The following is a 17333-nucleotide window of genomic DNA, read 5'->3' on the forward strand; positions in this document are numbered from 1 at the left end:
TGTGGAAGGACCTTGACTGAAAATCGATGATGGATAGAAAAAAACAGGCCGCCGGATCGGCCGCCTGTTTTTCTGTTAATGGGGCATGTTTCCGTCAGGCACCGTTGTGTAGCTTTGCAGCATCAGGTTCATATCCTGCTGCTGAAGCTGAGGTACCTGGTAATAGCCGTGTTTGTTTTGATAAAGGAAAACCTCATAGCTCATCTCAATAAAATTCGGTACACTGTCTGCGATGACGCGCCGGAGAACCGGGTTGGTCATTTCCAGGGCGGTCATAGCCAGAAGTGTGGCAAGTCCCTTTGTCTGTCCAAGCATATAGGCAGACAGACCTTTGTCCGCCAGCTCGCTGACGGACTGGTTCGGTTTTTTCGGCTGACCAGGCTTCACGCCGTAAACCACTTCATTGCTCTGCTGCATTTTATACTGCTGCGTCGCCTGTGCAGGGTCCTGGCCACTACTGAAACTCTGGACAATTGTATTATACATCTGGGTGACAAAAGCGTGCTGACGCTGTTGAATGGATTGGAGTTCCGGGTCCTGAATATGCTGACTGTACATTTGATACTGGTCGAGCAGGTTGATTAAGCCTGCAATGACCTCATGGGCATCAAAAAGTTCATGACCGCCGTGATTCGGGTTCATGTGAGTCGGCGGCATCTGCGCCCCCTGCTGCTGATTCATATTTTGTTGTTTCATCCTTATTCCTCCTCGTAGCTTCGTACATCTTAAGGTTGCCCGGATCTTCTCTCCTCATGTATTTCAAAAGATGGAATGTAACAAGGGATTTCCCCCCCTGACTGCCTTCATTACTATTTCATTACGGGGAGTGTGAGGTCGTGGATTTTGAAGGAAATCGTGATACAATAAAGACAGCATATAAACAAGGGAGACCGACAGAATGAAGCCACTTATGAGAAGGATATTTGTCGTACTTATTTCTGTATTAACACTCGGTCTGTACGTGCCGCCGGCCCATGTGGATACAGAAGCCGCTGAAAAGAAGGAGATCACGGACGCCGGTCACCTGAATGAACATTCCGTGGCGGAGGATGACCAGCAGATTCTGCCGGATGTTCTTACAGAAGACGAAGAAGATCCTTTCCGTTCAATAACGGAAGAGGCCTTTGCCCGGACAGAGGCCAAAATGGGACCGAGGATTATGGGAAAAGTGGACGATGAGTTGTCGGAAGTGATTTTTCCTGAAATGGAAAACGTCATGGTCGACCTCTTATCCAACACGGACGAAGCGCACGTTCCCTATATGAAAATCACAGAAGACCCTGCCCCTGGATATGGGGAGAGAATGTTCAATTTATATAATGGACACACGGATGAAGAAATTGCCCGCTTCCATGTGCGGAGAGATAAACGTCCCGGGGAAGGGTACTGGTTCAATTTCCATTACCATTTAAAAGAAGACGCGTATACGAAACACCATGAAATCGGCGAGATCTACTGGGAGAAGAACACTCCTCCAAAGTGGATGTCCTGAACAGAAGACAGTCATCTAAGACTGTCTTTTTTGTTGTCCGGTTTTACGTAGTTACTAAGAGGTAAGTATGTTACTAAAAAGTACCTTCTTGTCACAGGAGGTTTCTCTCATTAATATGGACAATAAAGATTTGGATAAAAAAGGAGAGGGAAATCATGAAAGCATTGCTTTTACATGAAAAGCGTGATTGGCAGGAAATGCAGGTAGAGGAAATCGAAAAACCAACAGCAGGAAAAGGCGGAATTGTCGTGGAGGTGCATGCGGCAGGGCTGAACCCCGTGGATTACAAAACAGCAGGGAATGGGAATCCCAGCTGGGAGTATCCCCATATCCTCGGTCTTGATACAGCAGGGATTGTAACAGATAAGGGTTCGGATGTTTCCTCATTTGAAATCGGCGACCGTGTCGTGTATCACGGGGACTTGACCAAAAAGGGCGGATTTGCAGAGTATGCGGTCATTCAGGCTCATACTGCATCAAAAATCCCTGACGAAGTAAGCTTTACCGAAGCGGCTGCTCTTCCTACGGCGGGATATACAGCTTATCAAGCCATTCACCGTAAGCTTCCACTGGATCAGGTTCAAACGATCCTCATCCACGCTGGTGCCGGCGGGGTAGGCGGATTTGGTATCCAGCTGGCTAAAGCAGCCGGGAAAACGGTCTTAACGACAGCTTCCTCTTCCAACCACGATTATGTATTATCCCTGGGAGCGGATTATGCCATCAACTATAGGAATGAAGATGTGTATGAGAGAGTCATGGAAATTACCGATGGCCGGGGGGTTGATGCTGTTGTCGATGCGGTGAGCAGCGAAAATGCAACAGCCTCTCTCGATTATATTGCGTTTATGGGACATCTTGTTTACATTGCAGGAGCTCCTGACTTTAAAAAGGTCAAACCATTCACAACGGTCGTCTCTTATCATGAAATTGCTCTGGCAGCCGCCCATAAGGCAGACTTCCAATCCCAGAAAGATCTTGCCGTTATCGGAGATGACTTGCTGAAACTGGTGAAAGAGGGGAAAGTCTCTCCACTTGTGGAGGAAACCATTTCGCTTGAAGAAGTACCGGAGGCCCTCGTCCGGCTTTCAGAACGGCATGTGAAAGGCAAGATAGTAGCTGTATTGAAATAAAAGAAAGCCTGCGCGGATACCGCGCAGGCTTTTCGTTATTCTTTATCTTCACCAATAATGCGGACCTCACGCTCGAGGTCTACACCAAACTTCTCTTTGACAGTCTTCTGCACATGCTCGATCAGTGAAATGTAGTCAGTAGTCGTGGCATTATCCTTGTTCACAATAAAGCCGGCGTGTTTGGTGGAAACTTCCGCTCCGCCGATACTCGTGCCCTGCAGGTTGCTGTCCTGAATCAATTTTCCTGCGAAATATCCAGGCGGTCGTTTGAATACACTGCCGCAGGAAGGGTACTCCAGCGGCTGTTTGGATTCTCTTTTGAAGGTCAGGTCATCCATAATTTCTTTAATTTCCTGACGGGTTCCCGGGGTCAGGCGGAAACAAGCCTCCACAACAATATCGCCGCGATCAGGGATATTACTGGTACGGTAATCAAGATCGAGCTCGGAAGCCATACGCTTGACGAGTCTGCCTTCTTTGTCGACCACATAAGCGTGGTCAAGAACATCTTTGATTTCTCCGCCATAGGCACCAGCGTTCATATACAACGCGCCCCCTACAGTCCCGGGAATGCCACAGGCGAATTCCAGTCCGGCTAACTGCTTTTCAAGAGCAAAACGGGAAGCATCGATGATTCGTGCTCCACTTTGAGCCGTCACCATTTCCTCGTCTGCATTGATGGAGTTCAAGTGTTTTAAGTTAATGACGATCCCGCGGATTCCCCCGTCCTTAATGATAAGGTTGGATCCATTGCCAAGGAGTGTAAAGGGGATTTCATCCTCGTTGGACAGCTTGACGACATTTTGAATTTCCTTATAAGACGTCGGTGTGATAAAAAAGTCCGCTCGGCCGCCCAGTTTTGTGTAGAGGTGGTCCTTTAATGGTTCATCGACTTTGACGTTTTCCTCTTTGACAAGGTTTAACAGTTTATTATAAATCATGTGCTTTTTTTCCATAAACATCCGTCCTATTTTTTGGTTTCCTCTAAGCAGTTACGTACATCATGTAGATTCAGCCCGGCTTGTTTGTAACAGTTTATGATACGTGCGCCGGTAGAGTGCGTTTTCCATTTTTCACAGTCACGTTTATTATTTTATCACAAAACAAAAGGAACATTGAGTAGGAATTTCCTCATGGAGACCATGGATACAGGATAAAGGACCGGCATTTGTAAAACCTAAGTCTATAGGAGGTGTAGGAAATGGCACTTGACGTCCGTTGTGAGGTTAAAAACTGTGTATATAATAAGAATGGCTCGGCTTGTGGTGCTGATGAAATTTTCGTTGTCAGCCATAAGGGAACCAAAGCCACCAACAGTGAAGAAACCGATTGTAAAACGTTTAAACCGGCAAATGTGTAACTTCCTATAGAAGAAGGCCTGTGTAGCTGCAGGCCTTTTTTTCTTATTTTTCCCTCCTGGAAAGCGCTTTAATTATGCGGAAGGTTCCCTATATTCAGAAAAGTCATTGCCAAGAGGGCCTCTTGTTAGTATCATCATGATAAGTTGTTTCCTAACGACAGAATAGATAAAAAGCAATGAGAGGTGTAAGGGATGGACAAGACTAAAAAAGATTTGAGAATCAGAAGTAAAGTCATCAGTGAGGGTGTCAACCGGGTCCCGAACCGTTCGATGTTGAGAGCTGTTGGGTTTAAGGATGAGGATTTTAAAAAGCCGATGATCGGCATCGCCAGCACATGGAGTGAAGTAACCCCATGTAATGTACATATTGATAAACTGGCTGAGCAGGCCAAGGGTGGAGCTTCAGACAATGGCGGAGCCCCTATGATTTTTAATACCATTACAGTAGCTGACGGCATTGCAATGGGGCATGAAGGAATGTTTTATTCCCTTCCAAGCCGTGAAGTCATTGCGGATTCCATCGAAACCGTTACAAATGCGGAGCGTCTTGATGGCATTGTAGCGATCGGAGGCTGTGATAAAACAACACCTGGATGCCTGATCTCACTCGGCCGCCTGAACGTTCCATCGGTCTATGTTTATGGAGGTACCATCCAGCCGGGTAAACTGGATGGAGAAGATATTGACATTGTTTCCTCTTTTGAAGCCGTTGGTCAGTATCATGAAGGCAGTATTGATGAGGAACAGCTGCACAGAGTGGAATGCCACGCCTGTCCAGGCGCAGGTGCGTGTGGAGGAATGTACACAGCCAATACGATGGCATCTGCGGTAGAGGCTCTTGGAATGAGTATCCCTGGATCTTCCTCTACGCCTGCCGTTCATGACTATAAGGAAAACGAATGCCGCCAGGCAGGAGAGCTTGTTGTTGAACTGCTTGAGAAAGAAATCTATCCTCGTGATATCATGACAAAAGAAGCGTTCGAAAATGCGATTACGGTTGTCATGGCCCTTGGAGGTTCGACCAACGCGTTCCTCCACCTTCTGGCAATGGCACATTCAGCAGGTGTCGATCTTGATCTGGATGACTTTGAGCGCATCCGTCAGGAAGTTCCTCACATTGCCGACATGAAGCCGAGCGGGAAATATGTGATGCAGGACCTGTATGAAAGCGGCGGTGTGCCCGCAGTTATGAAGCTGCTATTGGAAGAAGGCCTGCTTCACGGAGACTGCTTGACGGTTACCGGGAAAACAGTAGCGGAAAACCTGGCAGAAGTTCCATCATTGAAAGAAGGCCAGAAAGTTATTGTTCCGTTTGATAAGCCGATCAAGCCGAAAGGTCCTCTTGTCGTTTTGAAAGGGAATCTGGCTCCGGAGGGCGCTGTAGCCAAAATGTCTGGTCAGAAGATCAGCCGTTTTGAAGGTCCTGCTAAAGTGTATAACAGTGAAGAAGAAGCAACGAATGCCATCGTCGGTGATGACGTACAGGAAGGCGATGTCGTTGTCATCCGTAATGTAGGTCCGAAAGGGGGACCTGGAATGCCGGAGATGCTTTCCATAACAGCTATGATTGTAGGGAAAGGCCTGGGAGGAAAAGTGGCCTTGATTACCGACGGTCGTTTCTCAGGGGGCTCCCACGGGTTCGTCATCGGCCACGTCGCTCCAGAAGCCTTTGTCGGTGGACCGATCGGCCTTCTGGAAACCGGAGATACCATCACTATAGATAGTGATACCCAGCAGATCAATTTTGATGTCAGTGATGAAGAATACGAACGACGTAAGCAGGCATGGGTAAAACCTGAACCGAAGCATAAAACAGGTGTCCTGGCTAAATATGCCCGGCTTGTATCTTCCTCTGCCAAAGGGGCTGTTACTGACCTGGATTTAGACAATTAACATCCCATCCCACTCTCTCAGAGAGTGGGATTCTTTGATCCATCAGGATAAGGAACTCGACATGTATAATGAGCAGAGCATCAAAATACATAAAGGTAAGGGGAGTGAAGGATGAAAATAGTATGGATCAGACATGGAAGTACAGCATGGAATAAAGAAAAACGGGCTCAGGGCGGCTCGGATATCCCGTTGGATGACGAAGGGAATGAGCAGGCAGCCCTTCTTTCCGCACGGCTTGGGAAAGAGAACTGGGATGTGTTGTACAGCAGCCCGTTGAAGAGAGCCGTCCAGACAGCCCGGGTCGCTGCACACGAGCTGGATGTTGCTGTTCATCTGGATGAACGTCTGCAGGAAGTCGGAGGCGGACAAATCGAAGGGACGACAGAAGCAGAAAGAATTGAAAAATGGGGGGAGGGGTGGCGTGACCTTGATCTGGGAAGAGAATCGGAAGAAGATGTGCTCAAGCGCTGTCGATCTTTCATCGCTGATCTGAGGGCAGAGCATCAAGGGAAACAGATATTAGTAGTGAGTCACGGCGGCATCATCAGCCGAATGCTGCACATGCTGGATCCGTCCCATGTAAACGAAGAAACAATGAAAAACACGTCCATATCAGAAGTGGTGCTTCGTGACAACCAATGGTCGTGTGAACGTTTCAACTGTACAAGGCACTTGGATATGTAACGAAAAGAGTATGTGTGGACATTCATGGTGAAAAGGGATTGAACCGGCTGACAAGATCGTACTCGTCAGCCGGTTTTTTATTTTTTCGTATAGTTCAAATCCCAAGTAATTCCGTAGTAGTCTCTCACTTTAGCGAACGTGGCCCCCCAGAACGTATCCTGCAGTTCCATGATGACCGTCCCTTTGTCTTTCAATCGGTTGTAAATCATGTCAATCTCTTCCGGACTGTCCATTTCCAAAGCCATCGATATGTTGTTTCCCACTTCAACCTGTTGATCGAGAAAAGAGTCAGAGACCATGAAAAGAAGAGGCCCTTTTTTAAAACGGGCATGCATGAGACGGTCATCCATTTCAGGTGGCGTTTCAAAATCGGCCTCTCCAAACGTCTGCTTGTCTGTAATCTCACCTTCGAATATTTTTTTGTAATCATTCAATGCTTCTTCCGCCTGACCATTAAAAGTAAAATACGGGGTAGCCTGATGTTTCATTGTGAACACTCCTTTTCTATTTGAGTCTACGAACAGTATAACGGTTCCCTTCTGACAAAACAAGAACGTTTGTTCTTGTTTTAAACTGTAATAGTACAGGTCATTCAATAAGAAACGGATACCGCTTACAAAGGAAGTATAGCATGCTCCGTATTCCGACGCAGGAAGTAAATATATATTTTACAACCCTTTAAACTCTCGTATAATGGCGGTTTACATAGGCTGACACACAAATATAAAAAATTTTCAAAAAACGGTTGCAATTTCCTGCCTGCCAAAGTAAACTGTACCATAACAGATAAACAAAATAATTTCTGTTATAACAAAGGAGGAGAAATAATGAATCATCCGAAAACTGTTTCCATCCCATGTCCGCAATGTGGTTCTGAAGTTGAAAATCATCATTACACGTATATGTTGGAATGTGATCACTGTCTATCTAAAAGAGAAGAATAATTTTTGCAGCATCTGTTATATATCAGATTGTTAATTTAGTTTTTATTATGCAACAGAAAGATGATTGAAAGGGGATGGAGAAATGAACGAACGTGTTGAAAAACTGAAAAAAAGCTGGAAAGAGGATAAGCGGTGGAATGGCATTGAAAGACCTTACGAAGCGGAAGAAGTCATTCGATTAAGAGGTTCGATTGACATCACACATACGTTGGCAGAGAGCGGTGCCCGTAAACTTTGGAACCTTCTTCATGAGGAAGAGTATGTGCATGCGCTGGGAGCTTTAACGGGAAATCAAGCGATGCAGCAGGTGAAAGCCGGGTTGAAGGCTATATACTTAAGTGGATGGCAGGTCGCTGCCGATGCGAACCTTTCGGGGCAGATGTATCCGGATCAGAGCCTGTATCCTGCCAACAGCGTTCCCCAGGTCGTTAAGCGGATCAACCAGGCCCTCCAGAGAGCGGATCAGATTCATTATATGGAAGGCCGGGAGGAGATTGATTGGTTTGCGCCGATCGTTGCGGATGCGGAAGCAGGTTTTGGGGGACAGCTGAATGTATTTGAGTTAATGAAAGGGATGATTGAGGCTGGAGCGGCCGGTGTCCATTTTGAGGATCAGCTGTCCTCAGAGAAAAAATGCGGGCACCTTGGTGGAAAGGTGCTGCTCCCGACGCAGACGGCTGTCCGTAATTTGATTTCCGCGAGGTTTGCCGCTGATGTGATGGGAGTGCCTGCCTTGATCATAGCCAGAACGGATGCCAACGCTGCTGATCTCATTACCAGTGATATTGATGATCAGGATGCGCCTTTCTTAACAGGGGAGAGGACTGCAGAAGGCTTTTATAAAACAACCGCCGGGCTGGATCAGGCCATTGCCAGAGGGCTTGCGTATGCTCCTTATGCTGATCTGGTCTGGTGTGAAACTTCCGAGCCGGATCTGGAAGAAGCGCGGCGTTTTGCTGAAGCCATTCATGAAAAGTTCCCTGGCAAACTGCTCGCCTACAATTGCTCTCCTTCGTTTAACTGGAAGAAGAAGCTGAACGATGAAACGATTGCCTCGTTCCAGAGGGAGCTCGCGGCTATGGGGTATAAATTCCAATTTGTCACTCTTGCCGGCTTCCATGCCTTGAACCACAGTATGTTTGAGCTGGCCCGCCAATACAAAACTCATGGAATGGCCGCCTATTCACAATTGCAGCAGGCAGAGTTTGCAAGTGAAACACATGGATACTCAGCTACGCGCCACCAGAGGGAAGTCGGGACAGGGTATTTTGATGAAGTGGCTCAAGTCATTACTGGAGGTACCTCCTCCACAACCGCTTTGAAAGGATCGACCGAGACGGAACAGTTTTCCCAGACGATCCGTTCTTAGTTAAGCGCCCGCCAATTTAATTGGCGGGTTTTTATGTGGGACGACGTACAAAATCCGCCCAATATAATAGGGTATGTTATCAAGCCTTTTCAGTGCTCTAAGAAACGGGAGTGATGACGTGCCGGTAATTACAGGAAAAGAATACATTAAACGAGTAAATGCCCTGCAGTCCGAAGTATGGCTGCGCGGAAAACGGGTGGAAGGAAACATCTCCGAGCATGAAGCCTTTGAAGGAGTCATTAAAAGCCAGGCCGCCCTTTATGATTTACAGAATTCCCCATCCTTGGAAGAACAGATGGTGTATGCGTCAGAAACGACGGGACACAAAATCGGTCTTTCCTATCTCATACCAAAAACACGGGCGGATTTAGAGAAACGAAGAACGATGATCCAGCATTGGGCCCGTTTCTCCGGAGGTGTGATGGGGAGAAGTCCTGATTACATGAATACGGTGCTCGCCTCCTTCGCCGCGTCCGTAGACGTGCTGGATAATGAGCCCGGATGTTTTCCTGACCGGCTGTTGTCTTTTTATGAATATGCGCGTGAGAATGATCTTTCCTTTACCCACACCTTCGTCAACCCCCAGACCAACCGCTCCAGTCTCGCCTTTCTGGAAAAAGATGTGACAAACGCAGCCGTTGTCGATCATACAGATGAGGGAATCATCATTGACGGGGCAAAGCTTCTGGCTACACAAGGAGGCATGACAGATGAACTTCTCGTGTTTTCAGCCCCCGGTGCACAGGACAGCTCACAGGCCTATGGTTTTTCCATTCCTAGTAATACGGCTGGTGTGTCTTTTGTCTGTCGGGAATCTTTTGCCCAAAATGGTTCGCGTTTTGATTATCCGCTGGCCTCTCAATTTGAAGAAATGGACACCATTGTCTTGTTTGACCATGTAGTTGTACCATGGGAGCGTGTCTTCCTCCATGAAAATCTCCGCGCTGCGACCAACCTTTATGTCCATGGTAAGTTTGTTCCTTTTACCCTTCATCAAATTACTTCCAGGCAGATTGTGAAGACAGAGTTCATCCTCGGTCTTGCTCAATCCATCGTAGAGATGATCAATATCAGTGATTATCAGCATGTACAGAGTAAAGTGGTGGAAATCATGAAAGGTCTGGAGACGATGAAGGCACTGGTGCTGAAGGCCGAGTTGGAAGGTGAAGTAGATGAAACGGGGGTTTTTGTTCCAAATAAAGTCCCTCTTTATATAGCGGTCAATCAATTTCAAGAGCTCTATCCGCGTTTTACAGAAATCATTCAGATTCTGGGCGCAAGTGGGATGATGACCATACCTGCAGAAGCAGATTTTCAAGGAGAACGGGGAGGGGATCTTGATCATTATCTCAGGGGAGCCGAAAAAGCAGGGAAGGAACGTGTCGCCTTATTCCGACTGGCGTGGGATATGACAATGAGCAGCTTTGGGGCTCGGCAGACATTGTATGAACGGTTCTTTTTCGGTGATCCTGTCCGCCTTTCCCAGACCATTTACCGGCTGTACGATGATACGGACATGGTAAGCTGGATCGAGCAGTGTATAAAAAAAGCTGACTAACAGTCAGCTTTTTTGGCTGTAGAAAAAGCCTGTGCTAACCAGTTATTGGTGTCCATTTGTCGTGGGAAGGGTCACGTTCCGCTTATCGGTGGATGAATGGGCACTCCCTCCGCTGACTTGGTCAGGAAGGTCGTCTGCCCAAGTGGATCTTCGGCCCGTGCTGTTCCCGCAGGCATCACCACCGAACGCCCCTCGTGCCGAAGTTAGAGTATAGAGGAGAGAGACTGTGCACGAAGCAGGTTCACAAATTTGCGCTATTGCCACATGCGTGGAAAAGAAAAAGGGCTGATGACGGCTTGCTGCCGGGATGTGAAAAAGATGGTCCTCCATCCATCAAGGGTGAGCAGGGTGAAGGAGAGTCTTTTTCGATATTAAAGAGCTCCCAAGGAGCGGTGCCCCTTCCACTCCTGCTAAAAGCTCGGGCGCTCGTCCGCGGAAAGGGAAGGGGATTTGGCTCCTGGCGGTAAGAAAGAAGAAAGCTTGTAAAGAGACCGGGGTTTCTCTACAAGCTGAGCTGACGAACAGCCGGATTTTACCTTTTAGCATTGCTTTTTTTGGCTTTCTGCTCGAGCTGGGAATCCGGCTGCTGATCAGCGGCATCCTCCGTTAACCCCTGCGGGTTGACGGAAGTTTTTCCTCTTCCTTTAAATGCATTGCTTTTTTTACTCATACTCTCCACCTCCTCTTCTGTAGGTTGTGACAGGTGGAGGTATTTCATCCTGAAAGGTTCTGGATGGAATGCTCCGTTCTGGATACGAGCATTCTAAAAGAGAAGGAGGGATGATGAATGAAAGGAAAACGTAAAACACCATCTTATGCTGAGGAGTTTTCTGCTGAGGGGTTAGCGGTAACGAGAGAGCAGGTGTCGGATACCCTTACAGAAGGTACGTACGATGCAAAAATCGATCAGCAGAACGATGAAGGCCATAGGATCACAGACGATGGCATTGAAATCAGGAAGCCGGGAAAAAAGAAGAAGTAGAGACTTGATAAACAGCAGAAAAGGGAAGCGTTTCATACGCTTCCCTTTATTATGCTTTCATAAATCCTGGATGCAGCTGTTTGAATCGGTCCAGAGCGCTTTTGCTCTCATGGAAGGAACCTTCGTCTTTGCTGACCAGGCTTTGATCTATTTTAAACTCGTAATAATTGATGGCCAGGTCCAGGTCCATTTCGGTGAAGAGCAGACCTTGGTCGTAACAGTCATCCATATAAGGGATAGATAGGGAAAAAGGAGCGTCTTCATTTTTTTGAACTTCAACGAACCATCCCATCTGATCGACGTAAAGGGGGAGACCTGTGACATGCAGGATGTCTCCATGGGCAAAGCTCTTCACGTCCGCTTGGGCATCTTCAGAGGTTTCAGGACGATATTCAAAAGGTTCGACAACATAAAAAAATTGTTCCATGATCATGCTCCTTTCAACTGAGTAAACTCAGTATAGTTGATAATGATTATCACAGTCAAATAACAAGAGTTATTTTTACTTTAATTTTTAAAAAATTTGATATAATTATAAAAACAAAGGTTTTCGCAAAGGAGAATCTTTCTATGAATGTCCAAACCCTTGTGAAGGAAGTTGTGTTCCATGACTCCCAGATTATCAACATCCCCCCATCCTTCGAGCTGATTGGAAAGGGAAGGAGTGCTTCTGTTTTCCGCATAAGAGAAACAGGAATCGCTGTGAAAGTGTTTTATCCCGGTTATGAGAAGCTCGCCGAAGTGGAGGCCGGAGTGTATGAGAAGCTGGACAATCATGAATTTTTCCCGGCCTTTTATGGAAAAGGCGACGATTTCATCGTTATGGAATATGTGGAAGGGATCACATTTTATGATTGCCTTGTGAAAGGAATTCCGATTACGGAAGACATGATCAACCGGGTGGATGCGGCTCTTGCTTTCGCCTTTCAAATCGGATTGAATCCTTCAGATACACATTTGAAAAATATTATGCTGACACCAGATGGGCAGGTCAAAGTTATAGATGTCGTAAGGTTCACACAGGATTTTGAATGCCCGCAGTGGCAGGATTTGAAAAAAGCCTACCGTACGCTGTACCGGCGGAAGTTTGTGCCGAAAAAGTATCCGGTTTTCTTCATTGAATTCATTATCCGTCTGTACCGGAGAAAACTGCTGCCGATTTAAGTGGAGGAAAGGGTTTTGTCCACCCAGGTTCTGGGAAACGCTCTATAAATACCAGGAAAGGTGGAATGAATCGTGACAGAATATCGATTAAGTGATGTGGAAGTAGGAAAAAACTACAAGGCGAAAGAACTGGACAGTTTTGTTTCAACAACAGACGTCGTTGTTCTATCCAATAACGAATCCCAGCTTTTTACAGAACCTGAGCGGGAATATAAGGTTGTGGATGCTTTTGAAGGCTTCTTTGAACATTCATCCAATGATGGGGAGAAGTATTTCCGTAATAAGAAAACATACATTGTAGAAAAAGTATAAACGAAAAGACTGTCGATTGATCGACAGTCTTTTTTTTGCGGTCAAGTGGCAGCGGCCATCATATGTGAACGTGACACGCTGCATGCGGCAGAACTTCTTTAATAGCGGAGTTTCATTAATATGGAAGTAATGGCATCATCTTTTTTTAATGTTTCCTGGTGTTTTTTAGTAATTTCCAAAAGGGCGACATCGTGATAGAAGAATTCAGTGAAAAACTTTACGAGAGGTTTGGAAAACGTATGCACCCCCTGGAATTGATCCCTTTCCATTCCAGCGAACAGCACTTCCCTTCCATCGACGATCAGGAGTTTATGCCGTTCTAGTCCTTGATGTTTTTCATCCGGGACAAGGGTGTGGGGATCCAGTTCTCCGACAGGAATTTCCCCGACAGATAACAATTCCACATGAATACCTTCTGCCTGCTTTCTTTCAAGGAGGTCCAAGAACGGAGTCAGTTCATCGTTCCAGCCTGTCAGCAGTATTTCATTGGCAGCCTTCTCCATCAAATTTTCCATAAGGACGTGAATGCTGTGGTTATTCTTCAAGGTCCAGACGCGTTCATCAGCGTCTGGAATCTCTGATTTGTGATTTCGCAGTTGTTCAATGTGATCATCAAATTCAGCCGTCAGTTTTTTTATCGTCATTTCAATAGGAAGGGCTGTGTACATCTTCTTTTTTTCATGAAAAGACGTTAGGATCAATCCTTTTTCTTCGAGCCGCTGCAGGACTTCATACACTTTGGATTTAGGAACATGGGAAAATTTAACGACCGTTGCGGCATCCAGCGCTTGATCACTGGAGGACAGGACTTCATAGACTTGACTTTCATACTGGGTAAAACCGAAATTCTGTAACATGGGCTTCCTCTTTTCTTCTTATTGTCCTCAGGATACACGATGACCCCTTCGAGCGTAAATATTCCCTCTTGTTTTTCTAAGTCTGTGTAGTTACCATTGTAGTGGTAACCAAATGAAGAGAGGGTTCATGTGATGAATAAAAAAGTATACCTGCTGGCGCTCGTCGCTTTTGTCGTCGGAACTGTTGAGTTGATTATTGGTGGGATTCTGGACCTGGTCGCGGAAGATCTGAATGTCTCCCTTGGAAAAGCGGGACTTCTCATTTCTGTTTTTTCCTTAGTCTTCGCTGTATCCTCCCCGGTCCTTTTAACAGTGACGGCCCGCGTAGAACGTAAAAAATTGATGATGACCACCTTAGTAATATTCTTTATCGGCAATCTGCTTGCCTTTTGGAGTCCTACTTATTCCATTATTATGGCAGCAAGAGTCCTGACTGCAGCAACAGGGTCACTTCTTGTAGTGCTGGCTGTAACAATGGCATCTTCAGTCGTTGACAAGAAGTACAGAGGTCGAGCGATCGGCACCATTTTCATGGGCATCTCCGGGTCGCTCGTGCTCGGTGTCCCCATCGGTCTGACGATAGGAAATGCGTTTGGATGGCGCGCTCCATTTCTACTCATCAGCATCCTGACACTCTTATCCATGGCAGCGGTCATGCTTCTACTTGAGAGCGTAGCCCCTAAACCTGTCTTATCCGTGAGGAGACAGCTTCAGACGTTGAAAAATAAGAAAATATGGAGTGCTCAAATGACCTCCTTTTTATTTTTAACCGGGCATTTGACCCTCTATGCTTATTTAACGCCTTATTTGAAAACGGTCATGGGAATGAACGGTACATGGGTCAGTGTGATTTATTTCGTATTTGGAACGGCAGCGGTGATCGGCGGGGGAATCGGAGGTGTGCTCTCTGATAAATTCGGCTCGGAAAAGAGTATCATCGGAATTATCCTTGTGTTTGCAGCAGCTATTTTTACGATTCCCTTCACGACATCTGTACTGCCGGTCTTCCTTGTTGTCCTCGTCGTTTGGAGTGCGCTCAGCTGGGCTGTAACACCTGCGCAGCAGAATTATTTGATTTCTTCAGCACCAGAATCGGCAGACATACAGCAGAGTTTAAATAATTCAGCTCTTCATTTCGGAATCGCTTTTGGATCATTGATTGGCGGTTTCGTCATTGAACAGGGGACGGTTTCTCTTAACCCGACAGTAGGTGGATTCTTTATTCTTGCAGCACTGCTGACGGCTGGCTTCTCTATCACTCGTAAAACCGAATCGAAGGAAGAAAAAGCAGCCTGACAAAAAAACAGGACATCTGAATGCAGATGTCCTGTTTTTTCGATTCGTTGCTTGTTACTGCTGTCCTTTTTTCATCGTTTGAGCGATTTGAACCGTCCGGGCGGCCTGATGCTTGGCAGCAGCTTCTACATCCTCGACCATGTTCCCTTCCTGATCGACAGAAACACTCGTTCCATATGGGTTCCCACCGGCACCGAAAATTACCGGGTCCGTGTATCCGGGAGCCGCAATGATTGCTCCCCAATGCATCATGGAGGTGTAGAGGGAAAGAAGAGTCGCTTCCTGACCGCCATGAGGGTTCTGGGCAGAAGTCATGCCGCTGACCACTTTATTAATCGTTCTGCCGTTTGCCCAGAGCCCTCCCTGCATATCGATGAACTGCTTCATTTGAGAAGGAAGGTTTCCGAAGCGCGTCGGCATACTGAAGATGATGACATCAGCCCATTCAATATCTTCAGATGTGGCGGTCGGGATATCCTTGATTTTTTCTACGGTCGCTTTCCATCCTTCGTTCGCTTCAATCACGGATTGAGGTGCGAGTTCATCCACCTTCAGCAATTTAACTTCAGCTCCGGCTTCTTCTGCTCCTTTGGCCGCCCATTGAGCCATTGTATAGTTGGTTCCACCCATTGTATAAAAAATCACAGCTGCTTTTACGTTTGACATATGCTCCATCTCCTTTGGTTGATTATTGAATAACTTTTTCATAAATCCCATTTTGTTCACCTTCCTGCTGAATGACTTGCGCATCTTTTTATCCATACTCTCGAATTCGAGATATATGGGCAAAAAAAATGTGCGGTTATTTATCTTGAATTCGAGATTAATTATATATCGAGTCTTCCGGGGTGTCAACACAAAAAGAAATGATTTTGGAAAAAGGGAAAAATTTTGGCTGGCATCCTTAAGAATAGGTACCTTGGAGCGGCGCATAATAAGATTGTTCCACATGTGAGGAGGCGATTGAGATGGGCAGAGATGAACATCACAAAGGAAAAGGGAAGCAGAAACGAAAGCTTCCGCAGACTCCTAAAAGTCAAAAACATGCGAACATCGATGTTGAGTTTTCTGAAGAACTGGCTGACAGGGAAGATAAGATCGCTCAAGAACGAGCGAAAGCGGCCGACCGCAGAGCTCATAAACGTATGTAAGAAAAACAACAGTCTTCAGGTTTCATCCTGGAGACTGTTTTTGTATATATTTTTTATACAGAATAAATTGTTTGAACTTAATTATGTTTATGGTATAATTCGAAATTGTGAGTGAAACGCATAAGAAATGGATGAATGTTTTAAAGGAGGCGTTCGTATGAAACAGTGGAAAAGATGGCTGCCCGTTTTTCTGATGGCCGGTTTGATCGTATTGACGGCCTGTGGAGAATCCACAGAGGAAAGCAGCACAGACGCAGGCAGTGATGGTGATAAAGGCACGATACATATTGGAATGAACAACTGGGCTGAGAATGTGGCTGTATCGAACATGTGGAAGCTTATTCTTGAAGATCAAGGATATTCGGTGGAGCTGGAACAGGTTGAAAAAGGGTTTCTATATGAAGCACTAGCGAGTGGTGACCTCGATATCGGAACAGAAATCTGGCTTCCGAATACAGACCAGCCTTTTTATGAAAAATATAAAGATGAGATCGATTGGCGCGAGACATGGTATGAGGGAACAGAACTTGGTTTGGCCGTTCCGTCTTATATGGAAGATATCAATACGATCGAGGACCTGAAAAATACAGATCAGTTTTCCGACAATCAAATTGTAGGGATTTCTGCCGGAGCAAGCATTATGAATTTGACAGAGGAAGCCATTAAAGAATACGACTTGGACTATTCCCTGCTTTCTTCTGGAGAGCCGACAATGATTACAGAACTGAAAAATGCCATGGCTGATGAAGAGCCGATTGTAGCGACACTTTGGAAGCCGCACTGGGTCTTTGCAGAAATGGATGTGAAGATTCTGGAAGATACGAAAAATGTTTATGGGGATTCTGAAAATATTTCCTATGCAGCAAGACTTGGATTGAAAGAGGATCACCCGGAAGTGGTGAAGTGGTGGGACAGCTTCAAGCTTGATGACAATCAGCTTGGGAGTCTCATGGCTTCCATAAATGAAGCGGATTCTGAGGAAGAAGGTGCCCGCCAATGGCTGGATGAGCATCAGGATCTTGTAGATGAATGGACAAAAGAATAACTTTGAAACGATCTGCCCCTGGTGGATCTCCGAGCTGCCGATGATCCTATCGGCAGCTTTTCTTATATCCGGCATGAAGATCGGATTATGCCG

The 17333-nt window shown here is 46.2% G+C and carries 20 protein-coding genes; 13 read left to right on the forward strand and 7 right to left on the reverse strand.

The window, feature by feature from the left end:
• Positions 1-75: 75 nt before the first annotated feature.
• Positions 76-696 (reverse strand): spore coat protein, encoded by a 621-nt coding sequence (locus ACXAJH_RS11905; protein WP_474994063.1) that lies wholly within the window; start codon positions 694-696, stop codon positions 76-78.
• Positions 697-898: 202 nt separating this feature from the next.
• On the opposite strand from ACXAJH_RS11905, the gene ACXAJH_RS11910 reads away from it, so the two are divergent.
• Positions 899-1492, forward strand: coding sequence for a YpjP family protein (locus ACXAJH_RS11910; protein ID WP_474969343.1), 594 nt, complete (start codon positions 899-901; stop codon positions 1490-1492).
• Between the two features lie 155 nt (positions 1493-1647).
• On the forward strand, positions 1648-2625 hold the full coding sequence (locus ACXAJH_RS11915; protein ID WP_474994065.1) for a zinc-binding dehydrogenase: 978 nt from the start codon (positions 1648-1650) through the stop codon (positions 2623-2625).
• A 35-nt stretch (positions 2626-2660) separates the two neighbouring features.
• Here ACXAJH_RS11915 and murB read toward each other — a convergent pair whose 3' ends face one another.
• Positions 2661-3581 (reverse strand): UDP-N-acetylmuramate dehydrogenase, encoded by a 921-nt coding sequence (gene murB, locus ACXAJH_RS11920; protein ID WP_474971088.1) that lies wholly within the window; start codon positions 3579-3581, stop codon positions 2661-2663.
• A gap of 245 nt (positions 3582-3826) precedes the next feature.
• Between murB and ACXAJH_RS11925 the strand changes: the two genes are divergently transcribed.
• The 3 genes from ACXAJH_RS11925 (at position 3827) to ACXAJH_RS11935 (ending at position 6562) form a co-directional block, all read left to right on the forward strand.
• Positions 3827-3985: a DUF1540 domain-containing protein gene (locus ACXAJH_RS11925; RefSeq protein ID WP_084163208.1), complete on the forward strand. Its 159-nt coding sequence runs from the start codon at positions 3827-3829 to the stop codon at positions 3983-3985.
• A gap of 192 nt (positions 3986-4177) precedes the next feature.
• Complete coding sequence (gene ilvD / locus ACXAJH_RS11930) at positions 4178-5878, forward strand: dihydroxy-acid dehydratase (RefSeq protein ID WP_474969340.1); 1701 nt, start codon at positions 4178-4180, stop codon at positions 5876-5878.
• A 111-nt stretch (positions 5879-5989) separates the two neighbouring features.
• Positions 5990-6562, forward strand: coding sequence for a histidine phosphatase family protein (locus ACXAJH_RS11935; RefSeq protein WP_474994067.1), 573 nt, complete (start codon positions 5990-5992; stop codon positions 6560-6562).
• A 77-nt stretch (positions 6563-6639) separates the two neighbouring features.
• Here the strand turns inward: ACXAJH_RS11935 and ACXAJH_RS11940 are convergent, their stop codons facing one another.
• On the reverse strand, positions 6640-7050 hold the full coding sequence (locus ACXAJH_RS11940; RefSeq protein WP_474994068.1) for a VOC family protein: 411 nt from the start codon (positions 7048-7050) through the stop codon (positions 6640-6642).
• 538 nt (positions 7051-7588) lie between these two features.
• On the opposite strand from ACXAJH_RS11940, the gene aceA reads away from it, so the two are divergent.
• Positions 7589-8875 carry an isocitrate lyase gene (gene aceA, locus ACXAJH_RS11945; protein WP_474989650.1) on the forward strand — a complete coding sequence of 429 codons (1287 nt, stop codon included), beginning with the start codon at positions 7589-7591 and terminating at the stop codon, positions 8873-8875.
• A 118-nt stretch (positions 8876-8993) separates the two neighbouring features.
• On the forward strand, positions 8994-10433 hold the full coding sequence (gene hpaB / locus ACXAJH_RS11950) for a 4-hydroxyphenylacetate 3-monooxygenase, oxygenase component (RefSeq protein ID WP_474989648.1): 1440 nt from the start codon (positions 8994-8996) through the stop codon (positions 10431-10433).
• 532 nt (positions 10434-10965) lie between these two features.
• Here the strand turns inward: hpaB and ACXAJH_RS11955 are convergent.
• A complete protein-coding gene (locus tag ACXAJH_RS11955) occupies positions 10966-11103 on the reverse strand; it encodes a hypothetical protein (RefSeq protein WP_474969334.1) in 138 nt (45 codons plus the stop codon).
• 117 nt (positions 11104-11220) lie between these two features.
• Here ACXAJH_RS11955 and ACXAJH_RS11960 point away from each other — a divergent pair, with 117 nt between their 5' ends.
• The gene (locus ACXAJH_RS11960; RefSeq protein WP_474969333.1) at positions 11221-11415 is read left to right on the forward strand and encodes a YozQ family protein; all 195 of its coding nucleotides are present in this window, start codon (positions 11221-11223) and stop codon (positions 11413-11415) included.
• Between the two features lie 49 nt (positions 11416-11464).
• Here ACXAJH_RS11960 and ACXAJH_RS11965 read toward each other — a convergent pair whose 3' ends face one another.
• Positions 11465-11842, reverse strand: a complete 378-nt coding sequence (locus tag ACXAJH_RS11965) for a hypothetical protein (protein WP_474969332.1) — start codon at positions 11840-11842, stop codon at positions 11465-11467.
• Positions 11843-11985: 143 nt separating this feature from the next.
• Here ACXAJH_RS11965 and ACXAJH_RS11970 point away from each other — a divergent pair, with 143 nt between their 5' ends.
• Positions 11986-12579 (forward strand): serine/threonine protein kinase, encoded by a 594-nt coding sequence (locus tag ACXAJH_RS11970; protein ID WP_474969331.1) that lies wholly within the window; start codon positions 11986-11988, stop codon positions 12577-12579.
• A 72-nt stretch (positions 12580-12651) separates the two neighbouring features.
• The gene (locus tag ACXAJH_RS11975) at positions 12652-12891 is read left to right on the forward strand and encodes a hypothetical protein (protein ID WP_206933550.1); all 240 of its coding nucleotides are present in this window, start codon (positions 12652-12654) and stop codon (positions 12889-12891) included.
• A gap of 98 nt (positions 12892-12989) precedes the next feature.
• Here ACXAJH_RS11975 and ACXAJH_RS11980 read toward each other — a convergent pair whose 3' ends face one another.
• The gene (locus tag ACXAJH_RS11980) at positions 12990-13748 is read right to left on the reverse strand and encodes a TrmB family transcriptional regulator (protein WP_474971092.1); all 759 of its coding nucleotides are present in this window, start codon (positions 13746-13748) and stop codon (positions 12990-12992) included.
• A 132-nt stretch (positions 13749-13880) separates the two neighbouring features.
• Here ACXAJH_RS11980 and ACXAJH_RS11985 point away from each other — a divergent pair, with 132 nt between their 5' ends.
• A complete protein-coding gene (locus ACXAJH_RS11985) occupies positions 13881-15044 on the forward strand; it encodes an MFS transporter (protein WP_474994070.1) in 1164 nt (387 codons plus the stop codon).
• A 54-nt stretch (positions 15045-15098) separates the two neighbouring features.
• Here ACXAJH_RS11985 and wrbA read toward each other — a convergent pair whose 3' ends face one another.
• On the reverse strand, positions 15099-15710 hold the full coding sequence (gene wrbA, locus ACXAJH_RS11990; RefSeq protein WP_474969328.1) for an NAD(P)H:quinone oxidoreductase: 612 nt from the start codon (positions 15708-15710) through the stop codon (positions 15099-15101).
• A 302-nt stretch (positions 15711-16012) separates the two neighbouring features.
• On the opposite strand from wrbA, the gene ACXAJH_RS11995 reads away from it, so the two are divergent.
• Both ACXAJH_RS11995 and ACXAJH_RS12000 read left to right on the forward strand, forming a co-directional pair.
• A complete protein-coding gene (locus tag ACXAJH_RS11995) occupies positions 16013-16195 on the forward strand; it encodes a YfhD family protein (protein ID WP_027956393.1) in 183 nt (60 codons plus the stop codon).
• A gap of 157 nt (positions 16196-16352) precedes the next feature.
• Positions 16353-17240 carry a glycine betaine ABC transporter substrate-binding protein gene (locus tag ACXAJH_RS12000; protein WP_474994072.1) on the forward strand — a complete coding sequence of 296 codons (888 nt, stop codon included), beginning with the start codon at positions 16353-16355 and terminating at the stop codon, positions 17238-17240.
• Positions 17241-17333 lie beyond the last annotated feature (93 nt).

This window comes from Halobacillus sp. ABD4_316 (assembly GCF_056161385.1).